At 61.6% G+C, this 19323-nt stretch carries 19 protein-coding genes and 1 pseudogene; 11 read left to right on the top strand and 9 right to left on the bottom strand.

Annotated elements, in window-relative coordinates; all coding sequences use genetic code 11:
• The first annotated feature begins 81 nt into the window (after nt 1-81).
• Nucleotides 82-531: a DUF2971 domain-containing protein gene (locus tag DB459_RS24215; protein WP_253708972.1), complete on the top strand. Its 450-nt coding sequence runs from the start codon at nt 82-84 to the stop codon at nt 529-531.
• A gap of 131 nt (nt 532-662) precedes the next feature.
• Here DB459_RS24215 and DB459_RS24210 read toward each other — a convergent pair whose 3' ends face one another.
• From DB459_RS24210 to DB459_RS24200, 3 genes are all read right to left on the bottom strand, one after another.
• Nucleotides 663-3119, bottom strand: coding sequence for an AAA family ATPase (locus DB459_RS24210; protein WP_253708970.1), 2457 nt, complete (start codon nt 3117-3119; stop codon nt 663-665).
• On the bottom strand, nt 3116-3325 hold the full coding sequence (locus tag DB459_RS24205; protein WP_253708967.1) for a hypothetical protein: 210 nt from the start codon (nt 3323-3325) through the stop codon (nt 3116-3118). The genes DB459_RS24210 and DB459_RS24205 overlap by 4 nt, the downstream gene beginning before the upstream one ends.
• Nucleotides 3326-3440: 115 nt before the next feature.
• Nucleotides 3441-4064 (bottom strand): hypothetical protein, encoded by a 624-nt coding sequence (locus tag DB459_RS24200; protein ID WP_253708964.1) that lies wholly within the window; start codon nt 4062-4064, stop codon nt 3441-3443.
• Between the two features lie 180 nt (nt 4065-4244).
• On the opposite strand from DB459_RS24200, the gene DB459_RS24195 reads away from it, so the two are divergent.
• On the top strand, nt 4245-4685 hold the full coding sequence (locus DB459_RS24195) for a hypothetical protein (RefSeq protein ID WP_253708961.1): 441 nt from the start codon (nt 4245-4247) through the stop codon (nt 4683-4685).
• A gap of 22 nt (nt 4686-4707) precedes the next feature.
• Here the strand turns inward: DB459_RS24195 and DB459_RS24190 are convergent, their stop codons facing one another.
• Genes DB459_RS24190 through DB459_RS24180 form a run of 3 tightly spaced genes read right to left on the bottom strand, consistent with a single transcriptional unit; the run spans nt 4708 to nt 7438 of the window.
• Nucleotides 4708-5742 carry a CBASS cGAMP-activated phospholipase gene (locus tag DB459_RS24190; protein WP_256519402.1) on the bottom strand — a complete coding sequence of 345 codons (1035 nt, stop codon included), beginning with the start codon at nt 5740-5742 and terminating at the stop codon, nt 4708-4710.
• A complete protein-coding gene (locus DB459_RS24185; RefSeq protein WP_253708956.1) occupies nt 5739-6188 on the bottom strand; it encodes a hypothetical protein in 450 nt (149 codons plus the stop codon). The genes DB459_RS24190 and DB459_RS24185 overlap by 4 nt, the downstream gene beginning before the upstream one ends.
• 2 nt (nt 6189-6190) lie before the next feature.
• Nucleotides 6191-7438, bottom strand: coding sequence for a nucleotidyltransferase (locus DB459_RS24180; protein ID WP_253708954.1), 1248 nt, complete (start codon nt 7436-7438; stop codon nt 6191-6193).
• A 186-nt stretch (nt 7439-7624) separates the two neighbouring features.
• Here DB459_RS24180 and DB459_RS24175 point away from each other — a divergent pair, with 186 nt between their 5' ends.
• From DB459_RS24175 to DB459_RS24165, 3 genes are read left to right on the top strand one after another with little or no spacing between them, the layout of a single operon-like run.
• Nucleotides 7625-7945 (top strand): helix-turn-helix domain-containing protein, encoded by a 321-nt coding sequence (locus tag DB459_RS24175; protein WP_253708951.1) that lies wholly within the window; start codon nt 7625-7627, stop codon nt 7943-7945.
• The gene (locus tag DB459_RS24170; protein WP_253708948.1) at nt 7942-8865 is read left to right on the top strand and encodes an ImmA/IrrE family metallo-endopeptidase; all 924 of its coding nucleotides are present in this window, start codon (nt 7942-7944) and stop codon (nt 8863-8865) included. The genes DB459_RS24175 and DB459_RS24170 overlap by 4 nt, the downstream gene beginning before the upstream one ends.
• 7 nt (nt 8866-8872) lie before the next feature.
• Nucleotides 8873-9199 (top strand): hypothetical protein, encoded by a 327-nt coding sequence (locus tag DB459_RS24165; protein ID WP_253708945.1) that lies wholly within the window; start codon nt 8873-8875, stop codon nt 9197-9199.
• Between the two features lie 135 nt (nt 9200-9334).
• Here the strand turns inward: DB459_RS24165 and istB are convergent, their stop codons facing one another.
• Both istB and istA read right to left on the bottom strand, forming a co-directional pair.
• Entirely contained in the window at nt 9335-10159 is an 825-nt protein-coding gene (istB, locus tag DB459_RS24160) for an IS21-like element helper ATPase IstB (RefSeq protein WP_305884140.1), read from the bottom strand.
• A complete protein-coding gene (gene istA / locus DB459_RS24155) occupies nt 10156-11658 on the bottom strand; it encodes an IS21 family transposase (RefSeq protein WP_253713630.1) in 1503 nt (500 codons plus the stop codon). The genes istB and istA overlap by 4 nt, the downstream gene beginning before the upstream one ends.
• Before the next feature lie 290 nt (nt 11659-11948).
• Between istA and DB459_RS24150 the strand changes: the two genes are divergently transcribed.
• From DB459_RS24150 to DB459_RS24130, 5 genes and pseudogenes are all read left to right on the top strand, one after another.
• Entirely contained in the window at nt 11949-12209 is a 261-nt protein-coding gene (locus DB459_RS24150; RefSeq protein ID WP_253708942.1) for a hypothetical protein, read from the top strand.
• A gap of 2 nt (nt 12210-12211) precedes the next feature.
• Nucleotides 12212-14185, top strand: a complete 1974-nt coding sequence (locus DB459_RS24145; protein WP_253708939.1) for a tetratricopeptide repeat protein — start codon at nt 12212-12214, stop codon at nt 14183-14185.
• A gap of 814 nt (nt 14186-14999) precedes the next feature.
• On the top strand, nt 15000-15398 hold the full coding sequence (locus DB459_RS24140) for a YciI family protein (protein WP_253708936.1): 399 nt from the start codon (nt 15000-15002) through the stop codon (nt 15396-15398).
• Between the two features lie 3 nt (nt 15399-15401).
• Nucleotides 15402-16700 (top strand): RNA polymerase sigma factor, encoded by a 1299-nt coding sequence (locus tag DB459_RS24135; RefSeq protein ID WP_253708933.1) that lies wholly within the window; start codon nt 15402-15404, stop codon nt 16698-16700.
• 505 nt (nt 16701-17205) lie between these two features.
• A pseudogene (locus DB459_RS24130) lies at nt 17206-17377 on the top strand (nucleotidyl transferase AbiEii/AbiGii toxin family protein); the annotation flags it as partial.
• 148 nt (nt 17378-17525) lie between these two features.
• On the opposite strand, the gene DB459_RS24125 reads toward DB459_RS24130, so the two are convergent.
• Nucleotides 17526-18152 (bottom strand): TetR/AcrR family transcriptional regulator, encoded by a 627-nt coding sequence (locus DB459_RS24125; RefSeq protein ID WP_256519228.1) that lies wholly within the window; start codon nt 18150-18152, stop codon nt 17526-17528.
• Nucleotides 18153-18247: 95 nt separating this feature from the next.
• Here DB459_RS24125 and DB459_RS24120 point away from each other — a divergent pair, with 95 nt between their 5' ends.
• On the top strand, nt 18248-19303 hold the full coding sequence (locus tag DB459_RS24120; RefSeq protein ID WP_253708928.1) for a sugar phosphate isomerase/epimerase: 1056 nt from the start codon (nt 18248-18250) through the stop codon (nt 19301-19303).
• Nucleotides 19304-19323: the final 20 nt, after the last annotated feature.

Below are 19323 nucleotides of genomic sequence, written 5' to 3'. Positions count from 1 at the left end.
TAGCTCGAGAAGGCGTTCTTCGAACTGAAGCGACTGACGAAGATAAGCTGTTGGCATCGCGCCCCATATGAAAGCGATGCTATGTGGAAGCTCTACGCCGGGGAACACAAGGGTATTGCGATCTGCACGACCCCTGAGCGCATGCGTGCCGCTTTCGGTCCGTTCCGTCTGCGGGCGGACTACGGGATTGAGGATTTATGGGCGGGGCCTGTCGATTATGTGGATCTCACACAGATCCGAATGAGGGGCGCCGGAATGCTAGAGAGGTTCTTCTTCAAACACCGTGCATTCGAATGGGAGCGTGAGTTCCGGTTGGCGATCTCGCTTCGGATGGCAGAGGAGTTCGGTGTGGCTGTTCCGGCCGACGGAATCTTGGTGGACGTTGATCTCAGGGTGCTGATCGAAGGAATTGTGCTTGGGTCGACTACCTCAGAAGAGGAGCGCGAGATCGTGACGAAGCATGTCGAGAAGGCGGGCCTCGGGGGGCTGCTGCGGCAATCTTCGCTGCTTGGTTTGCCACGGTATGTTTGAGTGAGGCGACAAAAGCCGTCACCTCCCTGTTCGACGAGCAGGGCTATCGGAGGATCACGTCGCAACGCGGTCAGTGGCAGCTCAAACAAAAAGGCATAGAAGTTTGCGCAGCTGATAATCGGCGGGCGAGGCTATGCACCTTTCTGCAGGAGATTGAAATTAAGGGCGCCGCATCCGCACCTCAACGCCTCTTTCTTGCCCCGATTGGGAGAGACGAAATACATCTCGTTGCAGGTGTCGCAGCCGAACGCGCCGGAGAAAGCCCGGAACGCGGAAACCACCGGGGTGAAGTCCTCTTTCTTGAGGTCGGCCCATTCGTTGAAGTGGACGGCTGTGTTGATCTGCCAATTCTCGTAACCGGTCTTGGTCTTGGCTTCACCAAACGCGGCCTCGATCGCGCTGATCCTCTCAACGGCATCCTTCTGGTTCCAGGAATTGGCGGCGACCTTGGCCTTCTTAAGCAGTTCGCCCAGCGAGCTGGTCGCGTTCGGAAGAAGGTCGCCAAGCATGAATTGGGCGTCGCCTCGGAATTCGACATTGGCGCGCAGGCGATCACACGCTTCCTTGGCGAAATGCTCGAGGTAGTGGCGGAGTAGAGCGGCAGCTGCGCGCACGTCGTTTTTGACGAGGTAGCCTTCCAGCTCCGCCCAGACATCGCGATCGTCCCATTCGGTCGGCCCTAAGTCTACCGTCCAGGTCCGGAAATGGGCAAAGTTGCGGCCCTTGATGAGGCCCTCGGACTTCATGTGGCGCAGCCAGATTTCGTCATGCGTCGTGAAGATGAATTGCGTGTTGGGGAACATCTCCTTGAGGAGGGCGCAGACCTGACGGCGGTGGCCGGCATCGACGGACATCAGCACGTCGTCGAGGACCGCGAACGTGAAATTTGCGCCGAGCAGATGATTCATCAGCGCGAGGTAGAGGCAGAGGCCCATTCCGTCCTGGTGGCCCTCGCTGTGGTATGCGCCCGGTGGAAAGTGGCCGCGACCATAGAAGTCGACGTCGAAGCCGAGTTTGCCGATCGAGGGCATCAGCTTCGCTGTGAATGTATTCTCGTCGTCCTCGTTGATTTTGCGATAGTAATTTGCGAAGTCGGTCTCGACGTCCTTGTAGATCTTCTCGAGGGCGGTCGTTGTCACGGTGCCATAGATGGTGAAGACTTTCGTGGCGCGTTCCGCTCGGACTTTGCCAGCCGCGAATTTCAATCGCGCGGTCCGGTAGGTCTCTAGCCGTTCTTGGGCGAGGACAAGGAAGTCTCGCGCCGCATCCTGCTTGGTGGGTTCCGGTATCGCAGCAATCGCAGCGGCGAGCACGTCCAGCGATGGCTCCATGTCCGGGACGTTGTGAGCTGTCGCTAGAACCGCGCGTGTGTCGTCGAGCGGCAGTAGCTTTTGAAGCTGCTGGTATCGTCCTCGAAGAACGGTCCTGAACTCGGCGAGCGCGGTAGCGTCGATCTTCGGCGCGAACATGCCGGCATAGTCGATCATGGTGTTGAGGGCTGCGCCGGCGGCGTGGAGGGTGTCGAGGATCGGCTTCAGTTCAGCTTCGAGCGTAGCGCGTCGCTTGCTCACGTCTTCGAGGTGAGCAAGCTTTCCGGCCAGATGACCCGTGAAGGCGTCAGGCTCGAATGGCGTGTCGCACACCGGGCAGGCGGCCCCGTCATAGAGCTCCAGTGCCGATTTCAGGAGGGATTCGCGAGATAGGCCATTAAGGCTTTCGGTATCCTTGCCGAGTTCGGCAGCGTTGGCGTCGGCGTTTGAGCATGCCTGCTTGAATGGATCGGCCTGGAGCGCCTGGAGCGCTTCTCGCAATGTCGCCAGATCGGCGGAGGTCTGTACCTTTGGCACGCGGCCGGGTGCGCTGGCAGTCGTGGTGGTCAACCCGTCCTTGACTGAGGTGTTGGCGTCGAGGTCGATCAGCGGCGAGAGTCCAAGCAATTCCCGGCGCGGATTGACCGCGTCTAGGACAGATTTCTTGCTGAGCTGCGCGGTGTCGAGCGCGGCAAGAAGATTGGTGACGGCTTCCTTTTCCGCGCGCTCCAAACCTGGGAGGTCCTTGGTGCAGGCGTTCGCGATCTTTTGCAGTACGCCGCGCAGCTTCTCGATATCGTCGAGGCGCAGGAGTGATTGGACCTCTTTCGATCGTTGGCCGGGTTCGGAGAGGACGTATCGGATTAACTCGCGGCGCGAGAGAACGAACTCCGGATGGAGGTTGACGCTCTCAAACGCAGCGATGACGTCATTGTCGGCGGGCTTGATCTCAGGCACGCTTGCCGATTTCACGGAGCGGCCGATCTGGGCCTTCTTGTTGCCCAGGGAGGGGATGGTGACGTGGAGCGTGACCAACGCTGCCTCGGGCTTGTTGCGGCTGTCGACGTGCGGACCATGCGCCTTGACCGAAAGACCGCCGGTCCCCGCGCCGGCTAGGCGCGAGATGTTACCGGTCAGGGCGAATTCGATCGCATCCACGATGCCGCTCTTGCCGGTCCCATTCGGTCCGCAGGCGGCGAAGTTCTGGCCCTTAAGCTCAAGGGTCAGTTCGTGGATGCCACGAAATTCCTTAATATGTATCTTGTCGATCCGGATCATGAGGCGTCCGGAAACAGAGCGGCGCGAAGCGAGGGGTCTGCGAAGACGCCGTCTTTGAGAACAACCTTGCGGAGCCTGGACGCTATTTCGCCGAAGCCTTCTTCCTGTTCCAGGGTGTCGAAGAACTCGTCAAGGATGGTTGCGGAGACCGACTTCACCGTTGCAGGCGGCTGGGCCGTCTCATCTTGATCTTCAGTGGTGTCCAAGTTGCTTCCCCCCGCCCCCCGACGCATGCAAAATATCAGAAAACGTTGCTTGCGTCAGGGGGTGACTTGCGTTCGGGCCGACACGGCGCAACGATGCGCGCGGGGATACGCTTGACTAGGAATAGAATCGCGCGGCGTCGATGCCGATTTCGATGATCTCCGTTCCAAGGAAGCCGTAAACGGGCAGACCCGGAAAGGCAGCAATGACATCTGCCAGCTTAAGCCAAACCTGTCCGACGATTGGGCCGAGGTCAGGCATCGACGAATCGTAGCCGGGGATTTCCGTGAAAGGGATCACCTTGGCGACGATAAGATCCTCGGCAAGGTTGACGAATATGCCGACCGTATCGGCGTCCGTTACGGTCCATTCATTGTAGTCGCCCGCCTTGGCGAAAGTTTGCTCCACGGCATGCCGCGAGAATGGGACACCGGCTCCTGTCCTCTTGCCGGTGACCGGATCATAGGAGGTTCCGGCGTCATCCGGGCTGATGGATGCGATTGAGGCCGTCGAGCGTGGGTTCAGGATGATACCGATAGCGCCGTAGGTGTGGGTGTGAGCGGGCCAGACTAGCGAGCAGCTCAGCTCCTTGCCCTGGTTGGCGCAGATCTCGGTAGCGTTCATCAGATCATCGGGAAAAAGGAGGCCTCCAGTCCCTTCGTCGGCTTTGCCCGGTCGCGAGCAATGGACGATGAGCGCTTTGCGCGCCTCCAGTAATTCTAGCAGTTCATCTTTGGTCATGGATCCCCCGACGTGCGACTTCGGTCTGGTCTATCAGTGACAATCGCGGCTTCGTACCTTTATCTTGTTGATGTGCGGGTCGGGAATATAGATGTCGCATGCGCGCAGGCCCTTGGGCGGCAGCCGCGCTAAGATAAATCTGAGCACGACGCGGCGGTCGGTGATCTGAAGAAGGTGTCCATGGATCGGCTCACCCTCAATTACGTCTGGAAGCAGAGATCAACGCCGGTTGTGCTGCGCCGGACTGGACGTGGTGAGAAGCTTCGAGTGCGACTGCCGTTTGCTGACAACAATCGGCAATGGCTGCAGGACGGCCGGCGAACGGCACCCGAGTGGATCGGCGGCGATCACGCCTATTGGGAGCTACCGAAGTCCTGGTTCAACGACTTCGTTGATCGGGCGCTGCAGCGCTACGGCAAGGTCTACATCATCCAGCCTTATCGCGAGCAGGAAATCTGCGCGCGGGCGTGCCAGGAAGCACAGGGGCACGAATGCCAGTGCTCCTGCATGGGCGTCAACCATGGCATGGGCAATGACGGAAGCTGGTTCGAAGTCTCCGACACTTTCTCGACACGCTGGGGCGAGCGAGAGCTCGCGTGTCGTCTGCTCTCGACCCGGTAAGGACTGGAGCTTGATCAGACGTCTACGTCATCGGGCAGCGGATGAATTGCTCCACCGCGCTGTCGAGAAACACCTGCTCGATGCGATGACCGGCGCCTTCGACGAGACTACGTGCCACCAACGGCAGTTCCCGAACAGATCGCTGCACGTCATCCAACGCGATCGGCGCGCCGCTTTCCGGCACATCGATCCGCGTGACGTTGTTCTTGCCGACCAGCAGATAGGCTTGGCCAAGGGCATTGCGGGACTGCGCGCGGGCGGCTGCATTGAAGGAGCGCAGGAACGCCCAATCCTTGATGCCGCCGTTGCGCGTCCGCTCATCGACAGTGAAGGTAGACTCACCGGTGCCCAGGCTCAGGATACGCACGTCCTCGCGCGCAATGTCGAAACAGGCGAGGGCGTCGACCAGGGCGTTCATGACCGGATTGTTGGCCCAGATGCCGCCATCGATCATGATGTAGCCGTCGTCCTCGACGCCGGGGTAATAGGAGGGGGCCGCCGTCGTGTGGAGCGCCACATGGGCGAACTTCTTGTGGCGGTCCTTCTGGTAGTCCGGGTGGTGCGGCGTCTTGTAGAGGAACGGCTCGCCGTGACGCCCTTCGAAGCTCGGGATCACCAGGCGGGTGACGGCATCGTCGAGTACCTTGTCGCCAAACATCCGCAGTAGCTCCTCCTTGAGGGCTGCCTGGTCGTGCTTCGGCTTGAACACCCAGCGCAGCGCCCTCGACAGCTTGCCGAGCCCTGCCGCCGGCGGAAAGATGCGCTCGCCGCGCTCGAGATAGATGTTCAAGGCCTGTCGGGCCGTCATCCCGTGGGCAAGGGCGAGCGCGATGATGCCGCCCGTCGAGGTGCCGGCAATCATGTCGAAATGATTCGTGATGGAGGCGCCGCCCAGGAAGCGGCTTTCGAGTTCGGCCAGCACCGCTGCAGGGAAGACGCCGCGAATGCCCCCACCGTCGATTGAGAGGATGCGGAAAGGCCGGCCCAGCGGCCACGGCTGCTTCAGGCGCGCGTGCTGGATGGTGCCGTCCGATCGCCGCGGCGGAACATAGTTCATCTTGTTGTCTCCCTTGCCTCGCCGAGGTCCTGTCCGGCGTGGCGCCCGCCGCCGGTCCACCGCCCGGTCATCAACCAAAGTTCGTAGCAAGCGAGCCAGTCGAGCGCCCAAGGCACGGTCGTGCTTGCGATTGTCATCGCCGGTGTCCATTCCCTTTCACGGGGGTCGAACAGACAAAGGGTCGGATCCTCGGCCGGCGGGTAGACATGAGGCAGTTGCCCCTCGGAATTACCGGGCAATCGGATCAGCTCCGGTGATAGCACCCGCACCTCGGGGAACGACCCGAGCTCGCAGCGGATCTCCAGCGAGTAGCTCGCATATTGCGGCCTCACGCTCCCCACCCACCGCGCGGACTGCGCGCGGCGGTCGATCCGGCGTGCCGCGAACTGCGGCCAGGTCGCCTTCATGGCGGCGACCTGCTCGTCGATGGAGAGGATCGCCGCCATCATCAGATCTTGCGCCCGAAGAAGGTGTGAGGCCGGGCCGCCGAAACCGCCGGATTGACGATCGGCGCGGCGACTGCAGCGGCGGAAGGCAACAGCACGCCGCCGCGCCGCGTATAGAGCTGACGGGATTGCTGGATGCCGCCACCGATCTCGGTGGCGATCTGGTCGGCGGCCCGGGTCACGACGCGATCTCCGAAGTTCTCGCGCAACGCGTCTATCATCGTGTTGGGGAACATCTCGCCCTTGCGCATCGCCTCGAGCGAACGGACGAGCTCGCCCAGGTGCCCGGCGAATTCGTCCTGCTGAGCAATGGATTCCGGCCAACGGTCGGTGAAGACATCGGCCTCGCAGACCGGATTGGCGACATGCAGGAGCCGTCCGTAGAGCGAAGCCTGCTCGATGTCGCGGATGATCCAGCTCGCAAGGCGAACGAGCATGGCGCTGAGCGACATGTTCGGCTGCGCGGCGAGCCCGGCGTAGTAGGAGAGCATCACCGACGGCGGAATGCGGCCGGTATAACTGGCGTAGCGAATGTTGCGGAAGCGCTTAAGGAGCTGGAGGGCGAGCGTCGCAGTGTTCTTGACGATGAAGTCGCACTGATCCGGAACGTCGTCCACATCGGCGTCGGCGCGAGCGGCAAGGCCGGCATGGTCAAGCCACCGCCGATGGAACGCCTTCGCCATGCGCAATTCGAGCGGGGTCCTGCTCGCATACCACTGCACGAAGCCATAGGCGTTCATGTCGACGAGGCGATCGTTGGCCGAACGGCGCGGACCCTTGGCGTGGGTGATCAGGCTCTCGCGATCGAGCGTGCCGTAGACGCGCAGCGACGGAGTAACGTCGAGATGCATCTTGTCGGCGTAAAAAAGAGTGACGCAGCGCGTCTGTCGCAGCACCCGCTGCACGGGATAGTCGGCGAGCGCAGCTTCGAGATCGGTCAGGATTTCAAGAGGGGCCATGCCGCGGAAGCGGCCGCCGAGCTGCGAGACGATGTCGAGATCGTACTCGTCGTCGGTGCCACGCGTCGAGATCGTGGCGTCGATCGCCATGGAGCCCTGCGGGTAGAAGTGCTCGATCTGGTCGACGAAGGCGGTCGTGGCCTCGAGATGGCGCCGCACCGCCTCGTAACGCGACTTCGCCTTGTCGTGCAGCGAGGGTGGCAGCTGAACGCTTAGCGCAATCTCGGCGAGGATACGGTCGAGGGGATCGTCGAAAGGATTGAGGCCTGCCGGCGCAAGTTGGATGTTCACATCGATCTCCACGGCGGGCTGGGCTGCGTCTGAGCATCTCGCCACCGCCCGCGCGATGTTCGGGATGATATCAACATCTGTACGTCTACTCCGAACAAGATGAGGAGCTTGAATGCGTCTGTCAAGGAACTTAGAATATCGCTACTCCGAACGCGACGCGGGACGGATTGATTGGAAGGACCGGCTATGAAATTTGGTGAGCGAATCAAGAACTTACGAACGAAGAAGGGCTTGACGCTCGATCAGCTCGCGCAGGAGACCGGGTCATCGAAAAGCTATATCTGGGAGCTCGAAAACAAGAATCCGCCCCGGCCGTCCGCCGAGAAGCTGTCTGCGATTGCCGGCGCGCTGGGGGTGACCGTCGACTACCTGTTCGGGGCCGACACGCAGACGCTCAGCGAGGCGGAGGATACCGCCTTCTTCCGGCAGTATAGCGGCCTGCCGGAGGAGACGCGCCGGCAGATTCGCGAGATGGCCCGCATCCTGGACACAAAGACCCGCAAATGAGCGAGCCGAACCGACCCCGGCCGCTGAAGGAGGCGGCGCGCATCACGCAGATGCTCGACCTGGTCCTTGGAGCTGATCGGTTTGATCGCGCTCCGGTCGACGTGATCAGCCTCGCGCTGGAGTACTCGCGCAAGGTCGCGCCCGACGGCCCGATCCACGAGGTGGTGGAGCGCAATATTCCGGGCTGCGTCGGCGCGTTGGTCTATGGCGAGGCGAGGCCGCGCCAATGGGCCATCATGTACCATGTCGGCCAGTCAGACGGACGCCGCTCGTTCACCGTGGGGCACGAGTTCGCCCACTACGTCCTGCACCGCCAGTTGATCGAAGAAGAAGAGGGCTTCGACGGCGGCATCTATTGCGACGAGAATGCGGTGGTTCGTCGTAGCGGGGCCGGCATCGAGCAGGAAGCCGACGAGTTCGCCGCAGCGTTGCTGATGCCGTTTCACGACTTCCGTCGCCAACTGCCGGCGAAGGCTCGGACCGATTTCGAAGCGCTCAGTCGGCTCGCAAAGCGCTATGGCGTTTCGCTGACTGCGGCGATTTTGCGTTGGCTCGAATACACTGAGACCCGGGCAATCATGGTGGTGTCGAATGAGGGGTTCGCCCATTGGGCGAAGCCTAGCAACGCAGCGCTTAAATCAGGGCGCTACATCCGCACGCGGGACACCGTATTCGAACTTCCCGTGCAGGCCTTCGCTGCACGACGCGACTATTCCGATGCGGCGTTGATCGGAGTCACGCAGCAAGCCGGAGTCTGGTTTCCCGAGCCGGTGCACGAGATATGCCTTCGCTCCGATCGCTACGATCAGGAAATCACCGTGCTGCAATTTGAAGCAGACGGCCCACGCTTTCAGGAGGAAGAAGAGGAGAGTGACGTTTTCGACCATTTTGTGCGGAACGGACAGGCTCCGGACCGTTAACGCTTGAGTGAGTCAGTTCATGGATTTTGTTCATATCGCTATTTCTGCCCGCCTGGCCCACGGCGATCTCGTCGCCGCCGACGCCGCCCTTGAAGCCGGCCCCACCGATGACGGCGTCCGGCTTATTCTGATGAAACAGCTCCTGGTATCCTGCGCGAACGTCACCGATCTCGAGCTGATCTGTCGTGCACTCTACAAGGATCATCCGGCGATTTCCGAGATCATCACGCCGCATCGGCGCAACTTCGAGTTCGCCAAGTACATCCGGAACATTGCGGTTGGTCACGTCAACCCGGCGCTCAGTCAGAAGACCCTCGAATGGCGGCCCGTATAGCGCGACGATCTGGATGAGAACTGGGCGTCAATCTGGATGAGAAGATTGGAGCCGGATGCTGTGATCATTGTCGCGGATGGTCGGCTTGGCAAGGGCTGATTGACGCTGGGCGACAATCATGAAGCGCTGCCAGCGTCAATCAGCAGATTTCTCGATCTCCTTCGGCGTGGCGTGAACCGGCGGGCGGCCAGCGCCGCGCCTGCGGCCAAGGGCGGCCTTGCGGCGGTAGCTTTCGACGTTCATCTCCATGATGGTGGCGTGGTGCACGAGACGGTCGATGGCCGCGAGCGTCATCGCCTGATCGGGGAAGATGCGGCCCCATTCGCCGAACGGCTGGTTGGCCGTGATGAGAAGCGAGCGCCGCTCGTAGCGGGCGGCGATCAGCTCGAACAGGACGCTGGTCTCGGCCTGATCCTTGGACACGTAGGCGATGTCGTCGAGGATCAGCAGGTCGTAGCGGTCGAGCTTGGCGATGGTCGCCTCCAGCGCCAGCTCGCGCCGCGCCATCTGCAGCCGCTGCACGAGATCGGTCGTGCGCGTGAACAGGACGCGCCAGCCGTTCTCGACGAGAGCCAGGCCGATGGCCGCGCTGAGATGGCTCTTGCCGACGCCAGGCGGACCGAACAGCAGCAGGTTGGAGCCGGTCTCGAGCCAGACATCGCCGGAGGCGAGCGCCATCACCTGCGCCTTGGACAGCATCGGCACGCTGTCGAAGTCGAAGGTGGCGAGCGTCTTGCCTGCGGGCAGGCGTGCCTCGGCCATGTGCCGCTCGATCCGGCGGCGGGCACGGTCGGCCACCTCGTGCTCGGCGAGCGCGGCGAGGAAGCGTGCGGCGGGCCAGCCTTCCTTGTCCGATTGCGCTGCGAGCTTCGGCCAGATCGCCTTAACGCTGGGCAGGCGCAACTCGGTGAGCAGCAGTTCGACGCGGGCGGCATCGATCGATGTCGTCATTCCGGTCATGCTGCATCTCCGGTGTTCGAGGTCACCGGCACGAAGCCGACGGAGGCCAGCTCGTCGTAGGCGGCGAGCGGAGCCAGCTCGACGGCGACGTGCGGGATCGGCGCCTTCTCGGGCCGGAAGCGGACGCGCAGCGCGGCGAGATCGGGCAGCCGTCCGGCATCGAGATCGATGGCGATGGTATCGGCGAGCTCGGCCTCGCAGGCCCGCTCGTGGGCCAGGGCGAGAAGCTCGACCGTCACCTTGCAGGCATGCCGATCATCGTATCGCTCGCGCAAGATCTCGAACGCTCGTCTGTAGGCGGCCCGCGGGAACAGCTGGTCGCGATAGACGAGATTGGCGAGCGCCATCGGCTTGCGTCGCAGGGCGTGGATGACGTGCCGATAATCGACGACATGGCCGCCCCGGTTCTCCGACACCGGCCGGCCACGTCTCAGCGTTGCGACCTGCGTGGTCCCGAGGAAGCATTCGAGGCGATCGTCGAAGATGCGCACGCGCAGACGATGGCCGATCAGCTTCGACGGCACGGTGTAGAACACGCGGCGCAGGATGAAGCCGCCCGATGACGTCACCGGGATCACCTTCTCCTCGAAGTCGCTGGTGCGGCTTCTCGGCAGCGGCGCCAGCGTCTCCTTCTCGAGCGCGATCCGCTTCACGAGATTGGCGTTGCGTCGACCGACAACCACATCGACGAAGGCACGGTAAGCATCGAGGTCGGCGAAGTCACGCGAGCCCCGCAGCAGCAGTGCATCCTCCAGCGCCTGCTTGAGATGGCCGTGGGCGCTCTCGATCGAACCGTTCTCGTGCGCGATGCCGGCATTGTTGCGGGTGGGCACCATGCCGTAATGGCTCATCAGCGCGGTGTAGCGCTGCGTGAGGTCCTCGCGCGCATCACGCGTCAGGTTGCGGAACGCCGCCGACAGGCTGTCGCTGCGATGCTCCTTGGGAACGCCTCCGAGCGCCCACAGCGCGTTCTGCAGGCCCTCGGCGAGGGCGACGAAGCTCTCGCCGCCGAGCACGACATGGGCATGCTCGAAGCCGGAGAACGCCAGGCGGAAGTGATAGAGCCGGTGATCGAGCACAGCACCCGCGATGGTGATGCGAAGCGCGCTGGTATCGGTGAAGTCCGACAGGCCGAGTCGCCCGGGCTCGTGCTCCTGGCGGAAGATGACGTCCCGCTCGGGACCGTTGAGCGCGCGCCAGGCAGTGATGCGGCGCTCCAGCGTCCGTCGGATGTTGGGATTGAGATCGGGATGCCGCCGGCGCAACTCGTCCAGCACGCCGATCGCCCGGATCCCGGGTGCGGCCTTCAGGATCGGCTCGATCTCGGCCTCCCAGTAGGGCGCGAGCGGATCAGGCCGCCGCCGGCCCCTGGGCTCCTCTTTCTGCGACGGCAGCCGTGGATCGGCCTCGATCCGATAGGCAGTCGCGGTCGAAAACCCGGCTTTGGCCGCCGCGGCCTCGGCCGATAACGTCGGTCGGTAACTCATGTATAGCCTCATCTGGTGATCGGTGATGTGGCGGCCAGGCAAGGCGTCGATCCCCTCGTTGTCGAGACGAATCAACAGCTTGCGCTAACCACACCCGGCCGCCAGAGGGCCCGAGACGGACGCCGCCGGCGGGAGCGGTCCTCCGGTCGGGCTACGCCCTCCCTTCGTCCCGCCCCCGCCGGCGCTCTCTCATCCTGATTGTCGCTGCGTTCTCACCTTCATTGTCGCCGCGCAGGCCCGAGCTCAACGCCGTTCTGACGCAACCTGGCGCGCCGGCCGAGGCGTTTCTGGGCTACGCAGTGTTGGAGAGCGCGATCAACACCTTCGTGGATGGCGAACGGCACCGCATCTTTGGCAGCGATACCGACCTAGCTTACCCGCCAGATCTGACTCGATTCCTCAATTTCTTGGGATCGACCGTGCATGTCGGGATCGCTTACTGTGCTGCGGTGGCCACTGCGGCGCTCGAGCACGCCAACCTGCCCGACTTCAACAAGAATTGGCCGGAGCTGTCCGCGAAAGCTGGCGCCACGGACTTCGCCTTAATTACCCGTAAGGGATAGGGATGGTTGACGATCTGGACCACCTCGACGATCTGCCGAAGCGTGACGCCAATCATGTCGCGGAAGAGAAGGCGGAAACGGCCTTCCAGGGGCGCCTCACGGCGAGCGGTCGCTTCATCCTCCAACGCGCCGACCGAAAGGACTATGGTACGGACTGCGAAGTCGAAGTCGTCGACCAGGAGCAGGCGACCAACGTCAGGGTCCACGTGCAGCTCAAAGGGACAGAGCGCCCGCTCAACGCGGATGGCTCTCTCAGCATTGAGGTCAGCCGCTCAAACCTGAATTACCTGCTGATGCACCCGCACAGCTTCTACGCCGCTTATCACATCCCGACGTCGTCGCTGCGCATCTGCCCAGCGGAGACTGTTCTCCACCAATACGAGCACGCGGGAAAAAACTGGACCCACCAGCAATCGCTCACCGTCAATTTCACTGACGAGCTGACGAACGCGCGGCTGGATCGGCTGGCCACTTTGGCTAGATCCGCGGCGCGGGCGGCGCGCGATCGTCGGATCGAGCAGACACGGGCAGCGCCTGGCGATGTCGCTGGTCTCGTTCGGCGCGGTATTCCGGACATCCATGTTCCGGACGATCCGGCCCTAGCCGGCCAACTCCTTGCGCACCTCTACAATCAGGACGCCGACGTAGTGATCAGCGCGGCGTTCGATCGGTTCGCGGCGGTGCTCGGGGTGGGCAACGAAGCCATGGGCCCGGCTTACATGGCTGAGGTCAACCTAGGGATGGCGGGGTTAAGTCGGTCGCGCACCCGGATCGAAGCCGCCGTGACGTTTTTCAGGAGTCAGCTCGACCTGGGCCGCTACGAGCGGGGCAGCCTTCACTACACGATCGGCAATGCCTTCTCTGCGCTCGGCCAGGAGGAGGACGCCAAGGCCGCCTATGAGGCGGCTCTCGCCGACCCCGCGTTCGCCAATTCGCCGGACCTAGCATCCCAAGGCCATAAGAACGTCGGGACGAGCTTTGAACGGCTCGGAGATGAGAAGCGAGCAGTCGAGCACTATCGCGAAGCCTTGCGGCTGAACCCACACCTTCCTGAAGCGCACAATGCCTTGGCCCTGTTCTACGTGCGCCAGGGCGAGTGGAAGCATGCCCTCACGCATCTGGATCAGGCCGTCTTCACCGACCCTACGCGCGTCAAGGCAGCCGGCGTTGCAGGGTGGCGAGCCAACGTGCTCTTCAACATGGGAGAGGGGAGCGCGGCGTTCCGTGAGATCAATGGCCTCCTTGCGCAAGCTGATTGTGAACCATGGATCTGGCCGTTTTTCGCACGGCTGGTGGCGAGCTTCGGTCGGACAACGGCGGAGAATGCGCGCCAGGCGCTGGGCTTCTGGCACCGCTATGTCGGTGCCCACCCCGAGAGCTCCGGAGGCCGTCGCGAGTTGCTGTTGTCGACTTTGTACCTGCGAGCGGAGGGACAGGATGTCGGCCGGACTTACGCGGGATTTCGGGACGAGTTTAACAGACAAATCGAGCACATCGACGACAAGGATGAAGCCGCCCTCTTATGGGATCGCCTTGGGCACTGGGCACAAGATGAGGCGGACTGGGCCGAGGCTGAGCTCTGTTTTCGGAAGGCCTACGATCTGGCGGGCGGTCACTACGGCTACTGTCTCGGGACTGCCCTCAACTTTCTCGGTCGGTTTGAAGAGAGTCTGCCGATCTTGCGCGAACAGGCCGAGCGTATCCAGCCTGATGCTATGAGCTGGTTTCAGCTCGGCGCGGCTTACGGCGACCTTGGGCATTCTGCGCAAGCGATCGACGCCTATGAGAAGGCCCTTGCGCTGGATCCCCACTACGATCTGGCGATGTTCAATCTCGGCGGTGCTTACTGGAACAGGGGGGAGAAGATTGAGGCATTGGCGATTTGGACGATGGCCATCGATCGCTTCCCAGATCATGAGCTCGTCGCCAAACTCAGACATGACCTGCCGGACTTCTTTTCGCCCGATCCCACCTAATGCAATGAATTCTAGAGGGACCGCAAAGCGCAGGAGACAGTGCATTGCCTTAGGCATTTTTGTCGGCAAGTGCGGCCGCTGACGGTGCCAGCAGGGAGCGACGTCTCAGTCTACGCACCTTGTATGGTTGGTCAGTCCGAAGAGGTGACTTCCAAACCCGCGATATCGGTTTGCCCAACAACGGGCGGATCCGTCTTTGGCGTTCCCGGCGACGATACGAGCGTTGGAAGCCCGGCGAAGGCTGGAGGGCATCGAATGTGTAGCCTGCAGAGCAGCGCGAAACGCGCACGGCGCTTCGTTGTCTATCGCAGTAAATCACAGGCTTTTGCGATCGGCTCTAGCTATTGATCCCGCACTTCGTATATAATGCGAACGATCAGATCGACGCCGCGCACCGCGATACATTTATTGTGGAAAATCAATTGCGTGCGAATCTGACGGTATATATGACGGTAAGCGTCGATTTCTCAGTTTTGCATTCATCGAAAATTCAAATACTTACCGCTCCGGTTAATCATCGAGTGGGAGTGACGGATACAAACGGCGGCAATGGCGTAGTTTCTGCGGTGATTTTCACCCTCGCTTTATTGCTGTTATCATCCGTTTTTCATTCCCATTGAACTGGCCTATTCCTTTCTATCTGCCGGTCCGATCTGCGGGTGATGCAAAGCTGCTGGAGTGGGTCGGAGTGCTCCTGTCTGGTGGCATTGAGGAGGTGATGAGTTAAAATCTCCTCGACGCAAATTTTTTTCGCTATCATGTCGATTTTGCTGAGGCTCATCCATCGACAGGATGACGGCATGATCTGGCAGCGATGGCGCCGCCGACCGTCGAGGGAGTAAGAGAGATGCGCTACCTATTCATCGTCAAGTCGAATCATGCCGCTGAACCAACGCCGGCGCTCATGGAGGTCATGCACAAGATGGCGCAGCGGGAGATCCAGGCCGGCCGGATGCTAGACGATGGCGGCCTATTTCCGCAGGCCACGGGTGCCCAGGTGACCATCGACAAGGGAGAGATGAAGGTAATCGATGGGCCGTTCATCGAAGCCAAGGAGATGATCGGCGGGTTCGCGATTTTTGATCTACCGGGGCCTGACGAGGCTCTCGCCGCCGCGCGGGAATTCATGCAAGTGCACAAGGACCATATGCCCGGCTGGGAAGGCATCTGTGAAATCCGCGGAATTGCCGGCTCGATGACCAGGGGCGCCTGACATTTGGCGGCCAGCGGGACGGAGAGCGATATCCACCGCGCGATCCTTGCCACATGGCGGATCGAGCAGCCCCGGCTGACCGCCAGCCTGAGTCGGATGCTGCGCGACGTGCCGCTGGCTGAGGAACTGACCCAGGATGCGCTCGTCGCGGCGTTGGAACGGTGGCCAACGGCCGGCATTCCCGAACGTCCGGGCGCTTGGCTGATGGCCACCGCCAGACGCCGCGCGCAGGAGCATTTGCGCCGCACACCGATGCTGACCCGCAAACTTGCGATGATCGCGGTGTCGCTGGAGGCCGAGCAAAACGCGATGCCCGATTTCGACTCTGCCCTCGATGACGACATTGGTGATGAGATGTTGCGGCTGATTTTCACCGCCTGTCATCCGCTGCTGCCGCCCCCATCGCGCGCCGCATTAACGCTGCGCATGATCTGTGGCCTCACCACCGGGGAGATCGCCCGCGCATTCCTGCTGCCGGAGGCGACGGTCGCGCAGCGCATCGTGCGCGCCAAGCGTCTGCTATCGGACTCGGGCATCGCCTATGAAACTCCGCGCGGGGAGGAGCGGGCTCAACGGTTGCCCGCCGTGCTGGAGGTCATCTACCTGATCTTCAACGAGGGCTATACCGCCGCGCGCGGTGACGACTGGCTGCGGCCGGAACTCTGCGACGAAGCGCGCCGTCTTGGTCGCGTCCTTGTCTCCCTGACGCCCGAAGAGCCCGAAGTCCACGGCCTGGTCGCGCTGATGGAACTGAACGCATCGCGCAATGCAGCGCGCACCGGTCCCGAAGGCGACCCCATCCTTCTCATGGATCAGGATCGCCGTCGGTGGGACCTGTTGCAGATACGGCGCGGCCTGAACGCCCTCGCTCGCGCACAGGCGCTTGGCGGAGGGTCGGGCTTTTACGGCCTGCAGGCCGCCATCGCCGCCTGCCATGCACGCGCATCCGCCCCGGAGGATACGGATTGGGCAGGCATTGCCGGTCTTTATGCGCATTTGTCAGCACTGACCCATTCGCCGGTCGTCGAACTCAACCGGGCGGTGGCTGTGGCGATGGTTGTCGGGCCGGCCGCCGCACTCGAAATAGTGGAACGCCTCGCCGGGGCTCCAGAGTTGAGAACCTATCACTTGTTGCCAAGTGTGCGCGGCGACCTTCTGGAACGGCTCGGTCGCGTGGAGGACGCCCGCCAAGCATTCGCCCTTGCCGCCGCCCTTGCCACGAACGAGCGCGAGCGGGCTCTGCTGGAGCGCCGGGCCAAGGGCAGCCGCGCTGATGCCTTTAACGAACGCCTGGGCGGGTGATCTTACAAGCGCTGACGGCACTTTTGGCTTTGACCTGTTTTGGGCGTCAGGCCTGGAATGGCGTGCAAAGATCCGATAGTGGCCGATAGATGGCTTGCAAAGGCCAGCAGAAATTCTTCAATAAAATCAGTATTGTAGTTTTCTGACGCGACCTGAGCCGGTAGTATTTGAACGGAAAAATACTTTTTGCAACAAATTCAAGTGGTTGCAACGATCTCAAACAATTGAGTGGGAATGACATGATGTGGTTCGCGGCGTTTCGCGAACTATCACCACGTCGGCATAACTAGCTGAAATCAAACAAAGCTCACGAGGACGGGCGCTCATCGCGCGGCGTCTACAACAAAGCGGAATACGAACCGCAGCGGCGGCACATGCTCCTGGAATGGGCCGACATAACTCGCCGCGCTGTTCCATCTCGTAGATCGTCGTGTCGGCCAGGCGGGCTCTCCGCATCGACGTTCGTCCGACGGGAGAGGTGACTATGTGGAAGCGACGGTGGCCGATGGCGCGTGAACCAAGAAAAAACGTTGGCGCTTCGGTGCGGGCTCGTCTGCTCGACCGGTCTCGCGTCGAACGCACGGACTTTCAGGATTCTGCTGACGCGCTATGCGCTGGAACGGCTTCTGTATCGACTGAGCCTGTCAGCCCATCGTGACCGCTTTATCCTAAAGGGTGAATGATTCCGAGGCTCCGGCTATCGTCGGGCGGCACCGGCGTCCGCGACATTTGCGGCCGAGATACGCATGGTTGCCATCTCATATTTATGTGACTTTAACGGGAGTCCTGCGCGTGAGCTGAGCGCGCGCGACGCAGAGACGGCATTCATGATCGTTTCAGCCGGACATCTGGACGACTATTCCCGCCCATCATGAGATCAAACGCCGCAAGGAACGCATCGACCATGGCGTCCAGCCGATGGCGGTCAATACCATCCCGGGCCTGCACTGATAAACCGTGAAGCAGCGTTGCGCAGCAGTCGCCGAGCGCCACCTCATCAATGTGGTCCGGAATTTCGCCAGAGTGTTTCGCCTCCCGCAGACGCTCAATGATCGACTGGGTTCTTGCTTTTCGATGTTCGGCCAGCCAGGCGCTCACGGCCGTATTTTCCTGCGCACAGTTGGTTGCCGCCGAAACGACCATGCATCCCCTCTGTCCCGTCGTGTAAAGCCTTACGGCTTCCCGGAACATGTTTTCCAAGGCGGAGCGAACGTCCTTGACCCCAGACAGGGCGCGTTCGGCAAAGCTGCCCTCTCTTGCCTCGTAATGTTCGATGGCTTCGCGGAATAACGCCTCCTTGGAACCAAAGGCCGCATAGATCCGTGCCGAGGCGATGCCCAAGCCAGCCACCAGATCGGACATCGATGTGCCCTCATAGCCCCGCGCCCAGAAGAGGTCGCGAGCCCGCTCAAGGGCCAAGTCTCTGTCGAATTCTCTGGGCCTGCCAGCCATGCCGCTGCTCTATTCTTGATCGATCAACAAATAACCCCCTTGACATCCTCCTGCAAGGTCGCATTCTTTAGCGACTGACAAAGAATGGTGGCGCGATGAAGCGGATCAAAGGTCCAAGCATCCATCTGGCGCAGTTCAGTGATGCTCTCTCTCCCTTCAACCAACTGGCAACCATTGCGGGCTGGGCCGGCAACCTGGGTTTCAAGGCCCTCCAGCTTCCTGCGTGGGATCAGCGCTTGTTCGACGTTCGCAAGGCCGCCGAGAGCCAGACATACTGCGATGAAGTTTCTGGCGTCTTGGCCGAGCACGGGTTGGTCATCAGCGAACTGACGACGCACATTTTTGGGCAGCTCGTTGCCGTGCATCCGGCTTACGATGTGATGTGTGACGCCTTCGCTCCCGAAGAGCTTCGCGGAAATGCTGCAGCTCGAAGCGAATGGGCGCTGCAACAGATCAAGCTTGCGGCTAGGGCCTCGCGCCGACTTGGGCTGACCGAGATGGGGACATTCTCCGGCTCGTTTCTCTGGCCATATTTCTTCCCGTTTCCGCAGCGCCCCGAGGGATTGGTCGAAGCTGCCTTCGACGAACTGGCTCGACGGTGGAAGCTTGTGCTCGACGCGTGTGATGAGCAGGGCATCAATCTGTGCTATGAACTCCACCCCAGCGAAGATCTGCACGACGGCGTCAGCTTCGAGATGCTGCTCGAGCGTGTCGGCGGGCATAGTCGGTGCCGAATTCTCTACGACCCCAGCCACTTCGTCCTGCAGCAGCTCAAGTATCTCGACTTCATCGACATTTACCATGAGCGGATCGGCATGTTCCACGTCAAGGATGCCGAATTCAACTCCACCGGACGCCAGGGCATCTATGGCGGTTATCAGTCATGGATCGAACGCGCGGGACGTTTCCGGTCCCTGGGTGATGGACAGGTCGACTTTCGCTCGATCTTCTCGAAATTTGCCCAATACGACTTCGAAGGCTGGGCTACGCTCGAATGGGAGTGCTGCCTGAAGGATCAGGAAGACGGCGCTCGCGAGGGGGCGGCCTTTATTCGTGACCACACCATTCAGGTCACGGAAAAAATCTTCGATGATTTTGCCGGAACGCCTCTGAGCGCGGCTCAGATGAACAAGATCCTCGGCATTTTCTGACGTCCTTTCCAAGGAATACA

The organism is Bradyrhizobium sp. WD16, assembly GCF_024181725.1.
In the GTDB taxonomy this organism is placed as follows: domain Bacteria; phylum Pseudomonadota; class Alphaproteobacteria; order Rhizobiales; family Xanthobacteraceae; genus Bradyrhizobium_A.
Note: the sequence above shows the minus strand (reverse complement) of the source record. Positions and strands in the feature narration are given on the sequence as shown.